The organism is Vreelandella lutescens (assembly GCF_014640815.1).
Taxonomy (GTDB): Bacteria; Pseudomonadota; Gammaproteobacteria; order Pseudomonadales; family Halomonadaceae; genus Vreelandella; species Vreelandella lutescens.
Map to the genome: position 1 here is coordinate 230,613 of NZ_BMHM01000003.1, position 15,434 is coordinate 246,046.

The window sequence follows — 15,434 nt, forward strand, 5'->3', positions numbered from 1 at the left end:
ACGGTGCCTTAATGGCGGGCGCGAAAGTGGTAGTCGCCGCTGGGGATGTCATTCTTCACGGCGTCGAGCAGCGAGGCATCCAGTGACGGGTCATCCAATGCCACTAAGCCACACTGTGCCAGCGCGTCACGTAGGCTAATTTGCTCATCCAGGCGCTGATACACCACCCGCACACAGCATGGCATGCGCTCGCTGTTATCCGCCACGCCCATCTTTAGCCCCGTTAACCGCGTCACCTGGCTTTGAAAGCTGGGAAACAGAATGGTTTGGGTAATCTCGTGGCCGTTCAGGGTTTCGTGGTCGACCAAAAACAGCCGGTCGGCCAGCTTAACGGCTGCCCCGACATAGCGGTTATGACAGGGGCGCTTGCCAGGAGTGACCTGCATCCGCTCAGTGCGCTGATACACCACGCCGCCTTCTCGTGCTTCCAGGCACACCAGCGTGCGCATTAGGTGGCCTGGGCGCGACATAGAGTGATAAAGCTCGAAATAGCACCCAAGATAGCGCTCCATGCCTTCGCTGCCGCGCTGAACCAGCGCATTGGGCCAAGGGAGCGAGGTGGTGGTGGTTTCGGCATTGAGCTGACCGGTTTGTACTAGCGCGCGAAAATCGTGGTGTGGCAGGGTGATATCGTCTGGCGTGACGCCAAAAAAATGGCAAATTCGTTGCAGGGCTGCGTGGCTTGGGTAGTAACGTCCGCTGAGGTAGCGGTTGAACTGAGCGCGGTTGATCGACAGTCGACGACACACGTCGGCAATAGAGGGGTAGTAGCTGCACAGCAGGCGCAAATTGGCCACAAATTCATCATGCATGGGCGAGACTCGAGGCTCTTGGGCGGTGGCGGTGCGGCTAATGTGCCGCCTTGCGCCCAAGAGTGCAACGGCTCGCTCTTTACGTCTGCTTAAAATAGCCAGCCAGCGTGTTTAAAAGCCCTCTAATACCAGCTTACCCACGGTACGGTTACTTTCAATCAGCGCGTGGGCACGCGTTAGATTGTCGGCAGTGATGGGGCCGAGCACTTCGCCCAGCGTCGTGGTTAAACGGCCGCTATCCACCATGGCGGCGACTTCGCTCAGTAGGTCGTGCTGCTTGGCAATGTCCTCAGTACTAAACAGCGGCCGCGTGAACATCAACTCCCAGTGCAGCGACAGGCTTTTAAGCTTGAGTTTACGCACGTCGATCAGCTCTGGGTCATCGATCAGCGCCAGTTTACCCTGGGGCTTTAATGCATTGATGATCGCCTCGAAGTGGTGGTCGGTTTGATTCAGGCTGATCACCATATCCACCTGCTCGTAGCCTGCGGCGTTAAGCGCGTCATCCAACGGCTGGCGATGGTCAATCACCGCATCCGCGCCGAGCGACGTGACCCAGGCTTGGCTTTCCGGGCGAGAGGCCGTCCCAATCACGGTGATATCGGTGAGCTGCTTGGCAAGCTGAATCAGAATTGAGCCAACGCCACCTGCAGCACCTACCACTAATAATGTTTTGCCTTTGGTGTCGCGCATGCCCAGCTCTAGGCGGTCGAACAGTAGCTCCCAGGCGGTAATGGCGGTGAGGGGAAGAGCCGCTGCCTGGACGTCAGTTAGGCTTCTCGGCGCTAGGCTAGCGATACGCTCATCGACCAGTTGGTACTCAGCGTTGGAGCCTTGGCGCGCAATGCTGCCCGCGTACCACACCCGGTCACCCGGCTGAAAGCGAGTGACCGCACTGCCCACGGCATCGACCACGCCTACCGCGTCGTAACCCAGCACCCGCGGCTCGCCGCCTTCGGGCAGCGCGCTCTTGCGCACCTTGGCATCCACCGGGTTCACGGACACCGCACTTACCGCGACGCGAATATCGTGGGGCTCAGGTGTGGGCAGCGGAAGCTCAACGGCGTGCAGGGCGTCTGGGTGGTCGATAGGCAGGCTTTTAGTAAACGCAAATGCTTTCATGGTCGCTCTCTAAGGGGATGGTGAATGGCGACATCATGCCTGGGTGTCGTTTTATGAAAAAGAGGGCTAATGTAGCTAACAGTTTCTCATTTTCTTTGAAAATAAGGGCGCCATCGATCCATGCGTACCGATGACCTAAACGTGCTTGTCTATGCCGCCGAGCACGGCAGCCTTTCCGCCGCCGCGCGGGAGCTGGCGATTACCCCGGCAGTGGCTAGCGTGGCGATTAAACGGCTTGAAGACGCGTTAGGCACGCGGCTACTGGTACGCTCTACCCGCAGCTTGCGGCTAACGCCCGCCGGGGCGCACTATTTAGTGCATGCGAAAACGGCGCTGAGTGCCCTTGCCGAAGGGGAAAAAGAGCTGCACCGCGAGCGCCAAGAGATAGCGGGAGAGATCAGCCTCTCCATGCCGTCTGATCTAGGCCGAAACGTGCTGCTGGGCTGGCTGGATCGCTTTATGGCGCTGCATCCGCAGCTGCGCCTGCGGCTTCGAGTCAGCGACCGGGTGAGCGATCTATTTCGCCAGCCAGTGGAGATTGCCCTGCGCTACGGAGTGCCGGAGGATTCCAGTCTGGTCGCCCTGCCGCTAAAAAGTGATAACCAACGGGTGGTGTGCGCCGCACCTCACTATATCGCGCGCCACGGCGAGCCCGCCGCTCCAGATGAACTACGCCAGCACAACTGCCTCTGCTTTAATCTTGGTGAGCGGGTGCATAACCAGTGGCAGTTCGGCAGTGAGCGTATCAGCGTGCAGGGCAATCGGGTGAGCGACGATGCCGAGTGTGTGCGCCGCTGGGCGCTGGCGGGAGAGGGCATTGCCTATAAATCTCGCCTCGATGTTGAGGCGGATCTCCGCGCCGGCCGCTTATTGGCGCTGCTGGCCGCGTTTCCTACCGAGCCCGCGCCGCTGTATCTCGTCTGCCCGCATCGGCTGTCGCTAACGCCTGCCGTGGTCGCGCTGAAAGATTTCCTGATTGAGCGGTTACAAGAGGTTGTCGAATGAAGAGCATCATCTATCCGCGAGGAGCTCGCTATGTTTGAAGGGTTTGAAAAGCACACACGCCGCGTCAATGGGGTTGATATCGCCTATCGCATGGGGGGCAGTGGCCCGGCGTTGCTGCTGCTTCACGGCCATCCGCAGACCCATATGATCTGGCACAAAGTGGCGGCCACGCTTGCCCAGCACTTCACGGTGATTGCCGCCGACCTGCGCGGCTACGGCGATAGCGGTAAGCCGGATGACGACGCAGTGCACCTGAATTACGCCAAGCGCACCATGGCTGCCGATATGGCGGAGCTGATGAGCGCGCTGGGGTTCGAGCGTTTCAAGGTGCTGGCCCACGACCGTGGCGCGCGGGTGGCGCATCGTTTAGGCGTTGATTACGCCGAGCGGGTTGAGCGCATGGTGCTTTTAGATATCGCCCCCACGCTGGCGATGTACCGTGGCACCAATGAGGCGTTCGCCCGCAGCTACTGGCACTGGTTCTTTCTGATTCGCCCTCAGCCGCTGCCGGAAATGCTGATTCAAGCCGACCCCGCTCAGTATTTAAAAAGCGTGATGGGCGCCCGCAGCGCAGGCATGGCACCTTTCGCCCCAGAAGCGCTGGCGGAGTACGAGCGCTGCTTGTCGCTTCCCGGCACGGCGACCGGCATCTGCGGCGACTACCGCGCCAGCGCCACCATCGATCTGGAGCACGATCAGGCGGATATCGACGCGGGTGTGAAACTCACCTGCCCCATCAACGTGATGTGGGGCGCCCAAGGCGCGATTGAAGCCTGCTTCGATGCCTTGGCTGAATGGCGCAAGGTAGCGACGCAGGTAGAGGGCAAGGCGCTGCCTTGCGGCCACTATATCGCCGAAGAGATTCCTGACCTGCTGCTAGAGGAGGCGCTGCCGTTCTTGCTGGATCCGCAATAAGCGATTCAAGCGACTGCCCAAGACGAAGCGGGTAAAAAACTGGATAATGGCCGCCATTCGCCTGATGCGTTGGCGCTCAGGCACACTCATTACTCCGGACGCCCGCTTATGGAAATCAAAGTTAACTATCTCGACAACCTCCGCCTGGAGTCCAAGTTCGACGATTTTACGGTTATCTCCGACCAGCCGATTCGCTACAAGGGCGACGGCTCGGCCCCCGGCCCGTTTGACTACTTCCTGGCGTCGTCGGCCATGTGTGCCGCCTACTTCGTCAAGGTGTACTGCAACGCGCGCAATATTCCCACCGAGAACATTCGCCTGTCGCAAAACAACATCGTCGACCCGGAAAACCGCTACAAGCAGATTTTCAAAATCCAGGTTGAGCTGCCGGAAGATATCTCGGAAAAAGATCGCGAAGGCATTCTGCGCTCCATCGACCGCTGCACGGTGAAGAAGGTCATCCAGACCGGCCCTGAGTTCCAGATCGAAGTGGTCGAGAACATCGACGAAGACGCCCAGGCGCTGCTGATGGGCGCGCCGGAAGGTGGCAGCACCTTTATCCCCGGTAAGGACCTGCCGCTGGAGCAGACCATCGCCAATATGAGCGCGATTCTTGCCGACCTTGGCATGAAGATCGAGATCGCCTCCTGGCGCAATATCGTGCCTCACGTGTGGTCGCTGCATATCCGCGATGCGGCGTCCCCCATGTGCTTTACCAACGGCAAAGGCGCGACCAAAGAGAGCGCGCTGTGCTCGGCGCTGGGCGAGTTTATCGAGCGCCTAAGCTGCAACTTCTTCTACAACGACCAGTTCTTTGGCGAAGAGATCGCGGGCAGTGAATTCGTGCACTACCCCAATGAGAAGTGGTTCAAGCCGGGGCCGAATGACGAGCTGCCCGCCGAGATTCTCGACGAGCACTGCCTGGCGATTTACAACCCGGAAGGCGAGCTTGGCGGCTCAAACTTAATTGATACCAACTCAGGCCGTGAAGACCGGGGCATTGTCTCGCTGCCCTTTGTGCGCCAAAGCGATGGCGAAACGGTCTACTTCCCCTCCAATCTGATCGAAAACCTGTTCCTCAGTAACGGCATGAGCGCGGGCAACACGCTGGTGGAAGCCCAGGTACAGTGCCTTTCAGAGATTTTCGAGCGGGCGGTGAAGCGGGAGATTCTCGAGCAGGAATTGACCCTGCCCGACGTGCCCCAAGAAGTGCTGGCCAAGTACCCCAGCATTGTCGAGGGCATTAACGCCCTGGAAGCCCAGGGCTTTCCGGTGTTGGTGAAGGATGCCTCCATGGGTGGGCAGTTCCCGGTCATGTGCGTGACGCTGATGAACCCGCGTACCGGCGGTGTGTTTGCCTCCTTCGGTGCTCACCCAAGCTTTGAAGTGGCGCTTGAACGCAGCCTGACCGAGCTGCTGCAGGGCCGCAGCTTCGAGGGCTTAAATGACCTGCCGCTGCCGACCTTCAACTCGCAGACTGTCTCCGAGCCGAACAACTTTGTCGAGCACTTTATAGACTCGGTGGGCGTGGTCTCCTGGCGCTTCTTCAGCGCCAAGCCCGACTTCGAGTTCAGCGAGTGGGATTTCTCCGGCAGCAACGACGAGGAAGCGGAGACCCTGTTCGGTATTTTCGAAGAGCTGGGCGCGGAAGTGTACATGGCGGTGCATGAAGACTTAGGCGCGCCAGTCTGCCGTATTCTGGTGCCGGGCTACTCCGAGGTGTACCCGATTGAAGATCTGATTTGGGATAACACCAACAAGGCACTGGACTACCGCGAGGACATCCTCAATCTGCATCGCCTGGATGACGATCAGCTCACCGATCTCGTCGAGCGCTTGGAAGAGAGCCAGATGGACGACCACGCCGATATCATCACGCTGATTGGTATCGAGTTCGACGAGAACACCGTGTGGGGCCAGCTGACCATTCTGGAGCTGAAACTGCTGGTCTACCTCGCACTTGGCCGCCATGAAGAGGCGCTGGACTGCGTGCAGATGTTCCTTCAGTACAACGACAACACTGTTGAACGTGGCCTGTTCTACCAGGCGGTGAACGCGGTGCTGGAGATTGAGCTGGACGATGAATTGGAGTTGGAGGACTACCTGCCCAACTTCCAGCGCATGTTCGGCGAAGCCACCATGGAAGCCGTCGTGGGTTCAGTAGACGGCACTGTACGCTTCCACGGCCTCACGCCGACCAACATGCAACTAGAAGGCTTGGAGCGCCACCAGCGCCTGATCGAAAGCTACAAGAAGCTTCACGCAGCGCGGGCGGCAAACGCGGGCCGCTAACGGCAGTGATCGCTTAATACCAACGGTGCGTGGCCTTCAATGGCCCGCACCGTTTTTTATGTGGTGCACTGTGATGCAGTGATTGGCGCAGTGAGTGCAACCAACTGCACCGCTGCGCTAAATTTCATCCCGCTCTTGGCTTGGTACAACAGTCTCCGCGCCTCTCAACAGCAAAATAAAGACGCGATCACAACCATAACGCCAATATAAAAATGCGGAGACTATCCCATGCTCGATATGCTCAACGACCTCCTCTGGGGGAAGGTCCTGCTTGTTTTACTGGTGGGCGTTGGTATCGGTTTTACCGTTGCCTCCCGCTTTGTACAGTTTCGTTACTTTGGTCAGATGTTCCGTATTCTGGGTTCAGGCCAAGCCTTCAAGCGTAATCAGCACGGCCACTTAAGCTCGTTTCAGGCACTGGTGCTGTCGGTGGCGGGCCGTGTGGGCGGCGGTAACATTGCCGGTGTGGCCGTGGCGATTACGCTGGGTGGCCCTGGTGCGATTTTCTGGATGTGGCTAGTGGGCCTAATGGGCATGGCCACCAGCTTTTTAGAGTGCACGCTGGCGCAAACCTACAAACAGGCGGAAGGCGACGGCACCTACCGTGGCGGCCCGGCGTACTACATCGTGAAAGGCCTGGGCAAACAGTGGCGCTGGCTGGCGGCGTTCTACTCGGTGCTGCTGCTGATTACCTTCGGCTTTGCTTTTACGGCCCTGCAGTCCTATGCCGTTGCCACCTCGTTTGGCGACGCCTTTGGCGTGCCGGTGCTGTACAGCGGTATTGCGCTGGCCATGCTAGTGGGGCTGATTATCTTTGGCGGCATCAAGCGTATTGCCCGTATCTCCGAGTTTCTGGTGCCCTTTATGGCCGTGGGCTATATCGCGGTGGCGCTGTTAGTGATTGCCATGAACCTGGGTGAGATCCCCGCGGTGATTGCTCTGATCGTCAAGAGTGCCTTTGGCCTTGAGCCGCTGGTAGGCGGCGGTATTGGCGCTGCCATCATGATGGGCCTGAAGCGTGGCCTGTTCTCCAACGAAGCAGGCCTTGGCAGTGCGCCCAACGTCGCTGCGGTAGCCTATGTGCCTCACCCGGCGAACCAGGGCATCGTGCAGGCGTTTTCGGTGTTTATCGACACGGTGATTATCTGCTCGGCTACGGCGTTCTTGATTCTACTCAGCGGCGTATACGATCCGGCCACCGGTGCGGGCGTAGAAGGCATCGCGCTCACCCAAGCGGCGCTGGCCGATCACGTGGGCGAGTGGGGTCGTACCTTTGTGAGCCTGGCGCTGCTGCTGTTTGCTTTCAGCACCATTTTGTACAACTACTATCTGGGCGAAAACAGCCTGAACTTCTTCAGCCGTGACAACCAGAACCTGTTCAACGCCTTCCGTGTAGCGATTGTGCTGCTGGTGTGCTGGGGCGCGACCACCGATCTAGGCACCGTGTTTGGCTTTGCCGATGTGACCATGGGCCTCTTGGCGGTGGTGAACCTCGTGGCGCTGATTCTGCTGTTCAAGTGCGGCCTGCGCATTCTGAACGACTTCGACAGCCAGCGCCGTCAGGGCATCAAACAGCCGATTTTTGATGCGAACCAGCACCCGGATCTTGATCTGGACCCCAAAGCTTGGGAGCTGGAGCCAGAAGAAGCTGAAGCGCTGAAGCAGCGCCTGGAAAGCGCGATAGCGAAGTAATTCGCCCTTGATCATTGAATAAGGAGCACCCATGCCCCGCGTACTTATGCTCTACACTGGCGGCACCATTGGTATGCAGCCATCGCCACAAGGGTATGTACCCAGCGCGGGGCTGGCCGAGCGCTTAGCGGCGCACCTAGCCTTGGGCGACCCTTATCGGTTGCCTGCCTTCGATGTGGTGGAGATGCAGCCACTGATCGACAGCGCCGAACTGATGCCCGAGGCGTGGAATCGCCTCGTGGCCGTGCTGGAAAACCACTGGCAGGCTTACGATGCGTTCATCATCCTGCACGGCACCGATACCATGGCTTACAGCGCTGCGGCGCTGTCGCTTATGCTCGGTGCGCTCAATAAGCCGGTGATCTTCACCGGCTCTCAAATTCCGCTGGGTGAGCCAAGAAGCGACGCGCTGAACAACGTGGTCAGCGCGCTACAGCTGGCCGCTCATCCGGCTACCCCCTGCGAAGTGAGCCTGCTCTTTCATGACCGGCTGCTGCGCGGCAACCGCGCCCGTAAGGTGCGCACGCAAGGCCTGGATGCCTTCGATTCCCCCAACTTCCCCTGGCTGGCCGAGATAGGCATAGGCATTACCTTCCCCCAACCGTCGGCGCTGCTCAGCGGGGAGCCTAGTTTTTCGCCGCTCCAGCTAGACGATGAGGCGGTGGCCGTGCTGCCGCTGTACCCAGGGATGTCGCTACGGCGCGCTAAAGCACTCCTGGCAGAGCCTTCGCTCAAGGGGCTTGTGCTGCACAGCTACGGGGTGGGTAACCCCCCAAGCTTTGAAGGCGAACTGCTAAGCGCTTTACACGCCGCCAATGAGAGGGGCGTGGCGCTGCTGAACGTCACCCAATGTGCCCAAGGGGAAGTCGTACAAGGCGCTTACGCGACGGGGGCGGCACTTAACCAGGCGGGCGTGATCGCCGGGGGCGATATGACGTTAGAAGCCGCCGTGGCGAAGCTGATTGTGCTGATTGGCCAAGGGCTAACGGAGCCGGTGCTGCGCAAGGCGCTCAGTGCGCCGATGCGCGGTGAGCAGTCGCGTTGACCCCACCTTGCTGATTCAGCCAAAGAACCAGTAACACACCAGAATAGCGGTGGTAATGCCCGCTGCGTCGGCCACTAATGCGCAGCCCAAGCCGTGGCGAATGCGGGTGATGCCCACCGCACCAAAGTAAACCGCCAGCACATAAAACGTGGTTTCGGTGCTGCCTTGGAAAGTGGCCGCCAGTAGCCCTGGAAAGCTATCGACACCAAAGGTGTTCATGGTTTCGATCATCATGGCACGGGAGCCGCTGCCAGAAAGCGGTTTCACAAAGGCAGTGGGCAGCGCATCCACAAAGCGGGTGTCCCAGCCGATGCTCTCCACCAGCCAGCGGATGCCGCTAAGCCCGGCATCCAACACGCCGCTGGCGCGCAGCACTCCCACGGCTACCAGCATGGCAATTAGGTAGGGTAGCAGGGTGATGGTGAAGCTCAGGCCCTCTTTGGCTCCCTCGATAAAAGCGTCGTATACCTTGACGCCGCGCAGCGCACCGACGACTAAGAACATGATCACAATGCTAAATAGCGTGAGGTTGCCGACCAAGGTGGAGGCAGCTGCTAGCGCCTGAGCGGACATGCCTGCCAAGGTGGTCATCAACAACCCAAGCGCTAGCGCAGCGGCCAGTAAGTACGCCAGCACGACCGGTTGCCAAAGTTTTAGGCGCTGCATGATAGCCACCGCCAGCAGCCCAGCGAGGCTGGACGCACTGGTCGCCAGCAGAATCGGCAGAAACACCAGCGTGGGTTCCGCTGCCCCCTGCTGGGCGCGGTACATGAAGATCGTGACGGGCAGTAGGGTAAGCGACGAGGTATTCAGTACCAAAAACAGAATTTGCGCGTTGCTGGCCGTTTCGCGGCTGGGGTTCAGCGTTTGCAGCGAGTGCATCGCCTTGATGCCAATAGGAGTAGCGGCGTTATCCAAGCCCAGAATATTGGCCGCAAAATTCATGCTAATCAGCCCCATGGCCGGGTGGCCACGGGGCACCTCTGGCATCAGACGGCTGAACAGCGGGTCGAGCACCCGCCCCAGTAGCCGTATCAACCCCGCTTTTTCAGCAATGGAAAGAAACCCTAGCCACAGCGTCATGGTGCCCAGTAGCACCAAGATAATATCGACGCTCACCTTCGCCATATCGAACAGCGACTGCACCAAGCGGGCAAACACTTCGCTGTCGCCACCCACCAGCCACTGCCAAAGTGAGGCCGCAAAGGCGGCAATAAAAAAGCTTAACCAGATTCCGTTGAGCATGGCGGGTGGGCGTCCTTGGTCATAAAAGAGGGTATGCGCTTGCTGCGTATCCTAACCAAGGAGCGCCCGTGCGTGCTAACCCGAAAGCGAAAGAAAGAACAGTATCAGCGGCGGGGAGAGCAGCGAGAGGATAAAGCCGCTCACCACGGCAATCGGCACGCAGGCCACGCCGCCGTGCTGCTGGATGACGGGCAGGGTGAAATCCATGGAGGTCGCCCCGCCGTAGCCAATCGCCAGTGCGGTATGGCGGTGAATGACCAGCGGGATTAGGATAAACGCCAGCAGTTCGCGTGTGAGGTCGTTAAAGAACGCGACGCCACCCATCAGCGGGCCGAGCTGGTCGCCAATCAGGATCGCGGAAAGCGAGTACCAGCCGAAGCCTGAGGCCATCGCGAGGCCTTCGTTCCAGCTCAGCGCAAGCAGCGGGGCGGCTACCAAGCCCGCTAGCAGCGAGCTAACGGCCAGCGTGACTGCAATCGCCAGCCCCAATCGGTTTAGCAAAATTTGCTTCAGCGGCATACCGGAGTTGCGTAGCTGGCAGCCAATCAACACTAGCAGTAAATACAGCACCCACTCGGCTAGCCAGTCGGCGGTGGTGAACAGCGCCTCGCCAACCATAGGCCCAAGCAGCAGCCCCGCAGTGACACCCGCAGCGACCACGCCCACCAGCATTAACGAGCCCTGCATGGCGGCGAGTTTGCTGGTGGGGGCATCTTTCACTACCGGAGAGCCGCCCGCGCTGAGCCGCACTCGCCGAGAAAGCCACCACAGTGCGGCTAAGTTAAACAGCGTGGTGATGCTAAACAGCAGCAGGGCATTGCCCCCTAAGCGAGAGAGCTGGCTGCCCAGGTTCTCAAGCCCGGCAAGGCTTACGCCCATGAACAGCAGAATCAAATAAACCGAGCCGCTAACGGCTCGGTTAATCAGGTGGAGTAAGCGTGGTGAACGAACGCGTACCAAGTAGCCCAAGAATAGCGGCAATAAAACAATCAATAGGCCAGAGAGCATTTAGGGCGCGTTACCCCCAGCGGGGGAGAAGTGGGTCATGGTTAAGGTTGTTTGCCTGCTGCCCTCTTTTTCATACTCTGCGGACAGGATGAGTCCTGGCCACTCGGGATGAAAGTTAATCAGCAAATGGCGGTCTGGTTTTTCGGCATCGACCAGCGTGACTTGCTTGGCAGCAAACTCGCCAGCGGGAACACGTTTAGTGGTTGGCTCATTAACGTAATATTGAAAGTTTTCGTCACGACCGCGATGGTCGACGAAAGTGATTTCGCAAGGGGAGGTCTCAGTGCAGCCTTCAAAGCCCGCTCGCCGAGACAGGTCAAACAGCGCAGTTTGACGGTCAATGGAGTGAATGTCGCTGTCGTTCAGCTGATAGCTATCGCCCATGCCGAAGAGCGAATAGCTGCTGTTGTAAAGCAGAGAGTGAGTGCCAGTGTCATCAATCGAGAAGCGGCTGCGCTCCTGACCTCGGGCGACTGCGATAGAAAAGCTCATATCGCTGAGCCAATGTGAGCCTTCATTGGTGAGCGTATGCGTAATGGTTGCCCCCGGCCAGCCGCGAATTTCCAGCCGATACTGCGCCTCAAACGGTTGAGGAGAGGGCAGCGCTGCACTGTTGCTTGCCAAAGCGTTAACGCTTCCTGTCATCAGTGCGGCAACTAAGGCAGTGGTTAATAACCCGTTTCTAGCGGCATTAGCGAATGTATGACGCAAAGGCCCTTCCTCCGTAAAGTCTGTTGTCCTAAGAGCCTTTAGCGAGCGCTTGGTTCCTTAGGCCAGTATAACGAGCGCAGTGTTAGCCGTCAGTAGCCCATCTCTGGGTTGACGGTGGCCAGTGTTTCTCCCGCCTCAAACGCATTTAAGTAGGAGATGACCTGATCAATGGCATCGTTAAGCGGGGTAGGTGCCGCCATGTGGGGCGTAATCATGACTTTTGGATGCTGCCAAAGCGGGTTAGTGGCGGGTAAGGGCTCTTCGTGAAAGACATCCAATAGAGCACCGCGCAGGTGCCCTGGCTGCTTCCCATCCCCCAGTGCCTCAAGCAATGCCTGCTCATCAATTAGGCTGCCACGACCTGGGTTAATGACACTGGCGCCTTTAGGCAATTGCGCCAGCCGTTCGGCATTGAGAATATGCTGGGTGGCCGCCGTGTCAGGAAGAATTGTCACTACGCTGTGTACTTGGCTTAACAGCTCGCTCAAGCCCGCATCGCCGTGTAAGCAGCGCACGCCGGTGATTTTTTTGGGCGTACGGCTCCAGCCCAGCACGGGAAACCCCGCCTGCTGAAGTGCGCTTGCCACATAGCTACCAATCGCGCCCAGGCCCAACACGCCTACCGGCCAACTCGCTTTATCCAACACCTCATGGGGCTGCCACTGGGCATTAGGTTGCTGAGCCGCATAGCGATCCATGCTGCGGAAAAAATGCAGTACGCCGTAGAGCACATAGTCGGCCATGAGCTCGCTCATGCCCGCATCGCGCAGCTTCACGATAGGCACGCCTTTGGGGAGCCCTGGCGTCTTCAGTAAATAATCGACCCCTGCCCCTAGGTTAATAATGCCTTTTAGCTGTGTTTGTTCTTGCAGTAGGTGAGCGGGCGCTTTCCATACGGCGAGGTAGTCGGCGTTGGCCCGTTCGCTGGCGGGGGCGTCACTGGTCACCACGGTGGCCTCTGGCAGCGCCTCTGCAATCGCTGCTTTCCACTGGGCAGCGTCGTCAATATGCACCACGACTTTCATGTTATCTCCTTGTACTCAGTGAATCATGCATGCTGACTATCATGGGCGAGAGGAGCTGAATACCGCAACCTGAGGGCATTATGGAGAATGCTGTCAACGTATAGATAAAGCCAATGTTAACGGCATATGAAATTTTTGTAATAAAGGTTTTGACCGGGAACCGAGGGTGGGTGCTAGTATCGGCTTAAGACGACATTGGCGGGCCAACAGCGGCGGTGGCCAGGTCGATCCTGTGGCCCAGCGCAGCAAGCCTGTAGGGCTTGTGCTGGTTCTTAGTGATCTTTGATGGCGAGTTGCCCGATGACTGAGGTTTCCCTGCCTTTCACTCGTGAAGAGTATGCAAACCGCCTGTGGAAGGTGCGTACTGAAATGGCCGTTCGCGGTATTGATGTACTGCTCGTAAGCGACCCTTCCAATATGGCGTGGCTAACCGGCTACGATGGCTGGTCATTTTACGTTCACCAGTGCGTATTGGTGGGGCTGGAAGGCGAGCCTGTATGGTTTGGTCGCCGTATGGATGCCAACGGCGCGCTGCGCACCTGCTGGATCCATCCCGACAACATCACCTACTACCCGGATTACTACGTCCAGAACCCCGATATGCACCCGATGGAGTATCTGGCGCAGTCGATTATGCCCGACCGTGGCTGGCATACCGGCGTGGTGGGCATGGAGATGGACAACTACTACTTCTCCGCCAAAGCGTATCAGAGCCTACTGAAAGAGCTGCCCCATGCGCGGTTTATGGATGCTAACGCGCTGGTTAACTGGTGCCGGGCGATCAAGTCGCCCCAAGAAATTGCTTACATGCGGGTTGCGGCCAAAATCGTCGAAGGGATGCACTCGCGCATTCTTGAAGTGATTGAACCCGGCCTGCCCAAGAGCAAGCTGGTATCAGAAATTTATCGCGTAGGCATTGAAGGGTTTATCGACGAAAACGGCAAAGTATTCGGCGGCGATTACCCGGCCATCGTACCTATGCTGCCCACTGGTAAAGACGCGGCTGCCCCGCATTTAACCTGGGACGACACGCCCTTTAAGAAAGGTGAAGGCACGTTCTTTGAAATTGCCGGTGTCTTTAAGCGCTACCACGCCCCTATGTCGCGCACGGTCTTTCTGGGTACGCCCCCGACTGATTTTATCCGTGCGGAATCGGCGCTGCTGGAAGGGATCGAAAACGGCTTAGCCGTTGCTAAACCCGGCAACCGCACGGCAGATATCGCCATGGCGCTGGGTGCTGCGATGGATAAATATGGCTTTGACCGAGGCGGTGCCCGCTGTGGTTACCCCATTGGGATCTCCTACCCGCCCGACTGGGGCGAGCGCACTATGAGTCTACGCCCCTCGGATGACAACATTTTACAGCCCGGCATGACGTTTCACTTTATGCCCGGCTTATGGGTCGATGACTGGGGGCTGGAGATTACCGAAAGCATTCTAATTACCGAAGACGGCTGCGAAACCCTGGCGAATTTTCCCCGTCAGCTGTTCGTTAAGTAGCTGCGTGACAACATAAGGGACACACAATGACGCTTCAACCGAACCAACTGCGGCCAAGCCCTATTTCTGCCACCGTTGATTTCGACGCCGACGGCGTGCAGCACGGCTTTTTAAAGCTGCCGATCTCCACCGATGAATCGGCGTGGGGCGCGGTGATGATCCCCGTCACGGTAGTAAAAAATGGCGAAGGCCCCACGGCGCTATTAACCGGCGGCAACCATGGCGATGAGTACGAGGGCATTACCTCGCTGCTGAAGCTCTCCTCAACGCTGAAAGCGGAAGACGTGACCGGGCGTGTGATCATCGTGCCCTGCATGAATACCCCAGCGGTGATGGCGGGCAAACGCACCTCGCCAATGGATAAAGGCAACCTGAACCGCAGCTTCCCCGGCGATCCTAACGGCATGGTGACCTCGCAAATTGCCGACTACTTCACCCGTGTGCTGGTGCCCATGAGCGATGTGGTGCTCGACCTGCACTCCGGCGGCCGCACGCTGGATATCCTGCCGTTTGGTGCGTCTCACGTATTGGACGACAAAAAGCAGCAGCAGGCAGCCTTAGAAGGTGCCAAAGCGTTTGGTGCACCTTACGCCATGGTGATGTTTGAGCTAGATGCCGAAAAGCTTTTCGACACCGCCTGCGAACGCCAGGGCAAAGTATTTGTGGCCACTGAGCTTGGCGGCGGCGGTACCTCCACCCCGCTAAGTATTGCCATTGCCGAGCGTGGCGTGCGCAACTTCTTAATTCATTACGGTTTGGTAGCCGGTGAAGTGGAGATGCCCGAAGGCGGGCAGATGTACCTCGATATGCCGGATGCCAGATGCTACGTGCAGAGCCAGCACTCCGGCGTGTTAGAGCTGTTAGTGGCGCTGGGCGACGAAGTGAAGAAGGGCCAAACCATCGCCTACGTTTACGACATGACCCGCAGCGGCACGGCTCCGGTAGCCTACAAAGCCGAGCGTGACGGTATTCTCATGGCCCGCCGTGCGCCGTCGCTGATCAATATGGGGGACACCCTGGCGGTGATCGCTGATGTTGTCGAACGCCTGGAGGCATAGCCCA

General features: G+C 58.5%; 13 protein-coding genes. 7 read left to right on the forward strand and 6 right to left on the reverse strand.

The features are described 5' to 3' along the window. Window positions 1-8 precede the first annotated feature (8 nt). Both IEW65_RS08665 and IEW65_RS08670 read right to left on the reverse strand, forming a co-directional pair. On the reverse strand, window positions 9-812 hold the full coding sequence (locus IEW65_RS08665) for a helix-turn-helix domain-containing protein (protein WP_188639081.1): 804 nt from the start codon (window positions 810-812) through the stop codon (window positions 9-11). Window positions 813-923: 111 nt separating this feature from the next. Next, window positions 924-1,934 (reverse strand): zinc-binding alcohol dehydrogenase family protein, encoded by a 1,011-nt coding sequence (locus IEW65_RS08670; protein ID WP_188639082.1) that lies wholly within the window; start codon window positions 1,932-1,934, stop codon window positions 924-926. Window positions 1,935-2,054: 120 nt separating this feature from the next. Here IEW65_RS08670 and IEW65_RS08675 point away from each other — a divergent pair, with 120 nt between their 5' ends. The 5 genes from IEW65_RS08675 to IEW65_RS08695 all read left to right on the forward strand — a co-directional run bounded on the left by IEW65_RS08675 (window position 2,055) and on the right by IEW65_RS08695 (window position 8,883). After that, window positions 2,055-2,939: a LysR family transcriptional regulator gene (locus IEW65_RS08675; RefSeq protein WP_188639083.1), complete on the forward strand. Its 885-nt coding sequence runs from the start codon at window positions 2,055-2,057 to the stop codon at window positions 2,937-2,939. Window positions 2,940-2,969: 30 nt separating this feature from the next. After that, window positions 2,970-3,854, forward strand: a complete 885-nt coding sequence (locus IEW65_RS08680) for an alpha/beta fold hydrolase (RefSeq protein ID WP_188639084.1) — start codon at window positions 2,970-2,972, stop codon at window positions 3,852-3,854. 108 nt (window positions 3,855-3,962) lie between these two features. Then, entirely contained in the window at window positions 3,963-6,146 is a 2,184-nt protein-coding gene (locus IEW65_RS08685; RefSeq protein ID WP_188639085.1) for an OsmC domain/YcaO domain-containing protein, read from the forward strand. Between the two features lie 228 nt (window positions 6,147-6,374). Next, window positions 6,375-7,838 carry an alanine/glycine:cation symporter family protein gene (locus IEW65_RS08690; protein ID WP_188639086.1) on the forward strand — a complete coding sequence of 488 codons (1,464 nt, stop codon included), beginning with the start codon at window positions 6,375-6,377 and terminating at the stop codon, window positions 7,836-7,838. A 31-nt stretch (window positions 7,839-7,869) separates the two neighbouring features. Beyond that, complete coding sequence (locus IEW65_RS08695; protein ID WP_188639087.1) at window positions 7,870-8,883, forward strand: asparaginase; 1,014 nt, start codon at window positions 7,870-7,872, stop codon at window positions 8,881-8,883. A 15-nt stretch (window positions 8,884-8,898) separates the two neighbouring features. On the opposite strand, the gene IEW65_RS08700 is transcribed toward IEW65_RS08695, so the two are convergent. The 4 genes from IEW65_RS08700 to IEW65_RS08715 all read right to left on the reverse strand — a co-directional run bounded on the left by IEW65_RS08700 (window position 8,899) and on the right by IEW65_RS08715 (window position 12,872). After that, entirely contained in the window at window positions 8,899-10,128 is a 1,230-nt protein-coding gene (locus tag IEW65_RS08700; RefSeq protein ID WP_188639088.1) for a nucleoside recognition domain-containing protein, read from the reverse strand. 75 nt (window positions 10,129-10,203) lie between these two features. Continuing rightward, window positions 10,204-11,136: a LysO family transporter gene (locus tag IEW65_RS08705; RefSeq protein WP_188639089.1), complete on the reverse strand. Its 933-nt coding sequence runs from the start codon at window positions 11,134-11,136 to the stop codon at window positions 10,204-10,206. After that, window positions 11,137-11,847 (reverse strand): hypothetical protein, encoded by a 711-nt coding sequence (locus IEW65_RS08710; protein WP_188639090.1) that lies wholly within the window; start codon window positions 11,845-11,847, stop codon window positions 11,137-11,139. 89 nt (window positions 11,848-11,936) lie between these two features. Then, window positions 11,937-12,872: a 2-hydroxyacid dehydrogenase gene (locus IEW65_RS08715; RefSeq protein WP_188639091.1), complete on the reverse strand. Its 936-nt coding sequence runs from the start codon at window positions 12,870-12,872 to the stop codon at window positions 11,937-11,939. 300 nt (window positions 12,873-13,172) lie between these two features. Between IEW65_RS08715 and doeA the strand changes: the two genes are divergently transcribed. Then, window positions 13,173-14,372, forward strand: a complete 1,200-nt coding sequence (gene doeA, locus IEW65_RS08720) for an ectoine hydrolase DoeA (protein ID WP_188639092.1) — start codon at window positions 13,173-13,175, stop codon at window positions 14,370-14,372. A gap of 26 nt (window positions 14,373-14,398) precedes the next feature. Next, a complete protein-coding gene (gene doeB / locus IEW65_RS08725; RefSeq protein WP_188639093.1) occupies window positions 14,399-15,430 on the forward strand; it encodes a N(2)-acetyl-L-2,4-diaminobutanoate deacetylase DoeB in 1,032 nt (343 codons plus the stop codon). Window positions 15,431-15,434: the final 4 nt, after the last annotated feature.

Excerpts from the sequence above, each read along its gene's own strand:
- IEW65_RS08665 (WP_188639081.1), bottom strand. The coding sequence starts at position 812 with ATGCATGATGAATTTGTGGCCAATTTGCGCCTGCTGTGCAGCTACTAC.
- IEW65_RS08670 (WP_188639082.1), bottom strand. The coding sequence starts at position 1,934 with ATGAAAGCATTTGCGTTTACTAAAAGCCTGCCTATCGACCACCCAGAC.
- IEW65_RS08675 (WP_188639083.1), top strand. The coding sequence starts at position 2,055 with ATGCGTACCGATGACCTAAACGTGCTTGTCTATGCCGCCGAGCACGGC.
- IEW65_RS08680 (WP_188639084.1), top strand. The coding sequence starts at position 2,970 with ATGTTTGAAGGGTTTGAAAAGCACACACGCCGCGTCAATGGGGTTGAT.
- IEW65_RS08685 (WP_188639085.1), top strand. The coding sequence starts at position 3,963 with ATGGAAATCAAAGTTAACTATCTCGACAACCTCCGCCTGGAGTCCAAG.
- IEW65_RS08690 (WP_188639086.1), top strand. The coding sequence starts at position 6,375 with ATGCTCGATATGCTCAACGACCTCCTCTGGGGGAAGGTCCTGCTTGTT.
- IEW65_RS08695 (WP_188639087.1), top strand. The coding sequence starts at position 7,870 with ATGCCCCGCGTACTTATGCTCTACACTGGCGGCACCATTGGTATGCAG.
- IEW65_RS08700 (WP_188639088.1), bottom strand. The coding sequence starts at position 10,128 with ATGCTCAACGGAATCTGGTTAAGCTTTTTTATTGCCGCCTTTGCGGCC.
- IEW65_RS08705 (WP_188639089.1), bottom strand. The coding sequence starts at position 11,136 with ATGCTCTCTGGCCTATTGATTGTTTTATTGCCGCTATTCTTGGGCTAC.
- IEW65_RS08715 (WP_188639091.1), bottom strand. The coding sequence starts at position 12,872 with ATGAAAGTCGTGGTGCATATTGACGACGCTGCCCAGTGGAAAGCAGCG.
- doeA (WP_188639092.1), top strand. The coding sequence starts at position 13,173 with ATGACTGAGGTTTCCCTGCCTTTCACTCGTGAAGAGTATGCAAACCGC.
- doeB (WP_188639093.1), top strand. The coding sequence starts at position 14,399 with ATGACGCTTCAACCGAACCAACTGCGGCCAAGCCCTATTTCTGCCACC.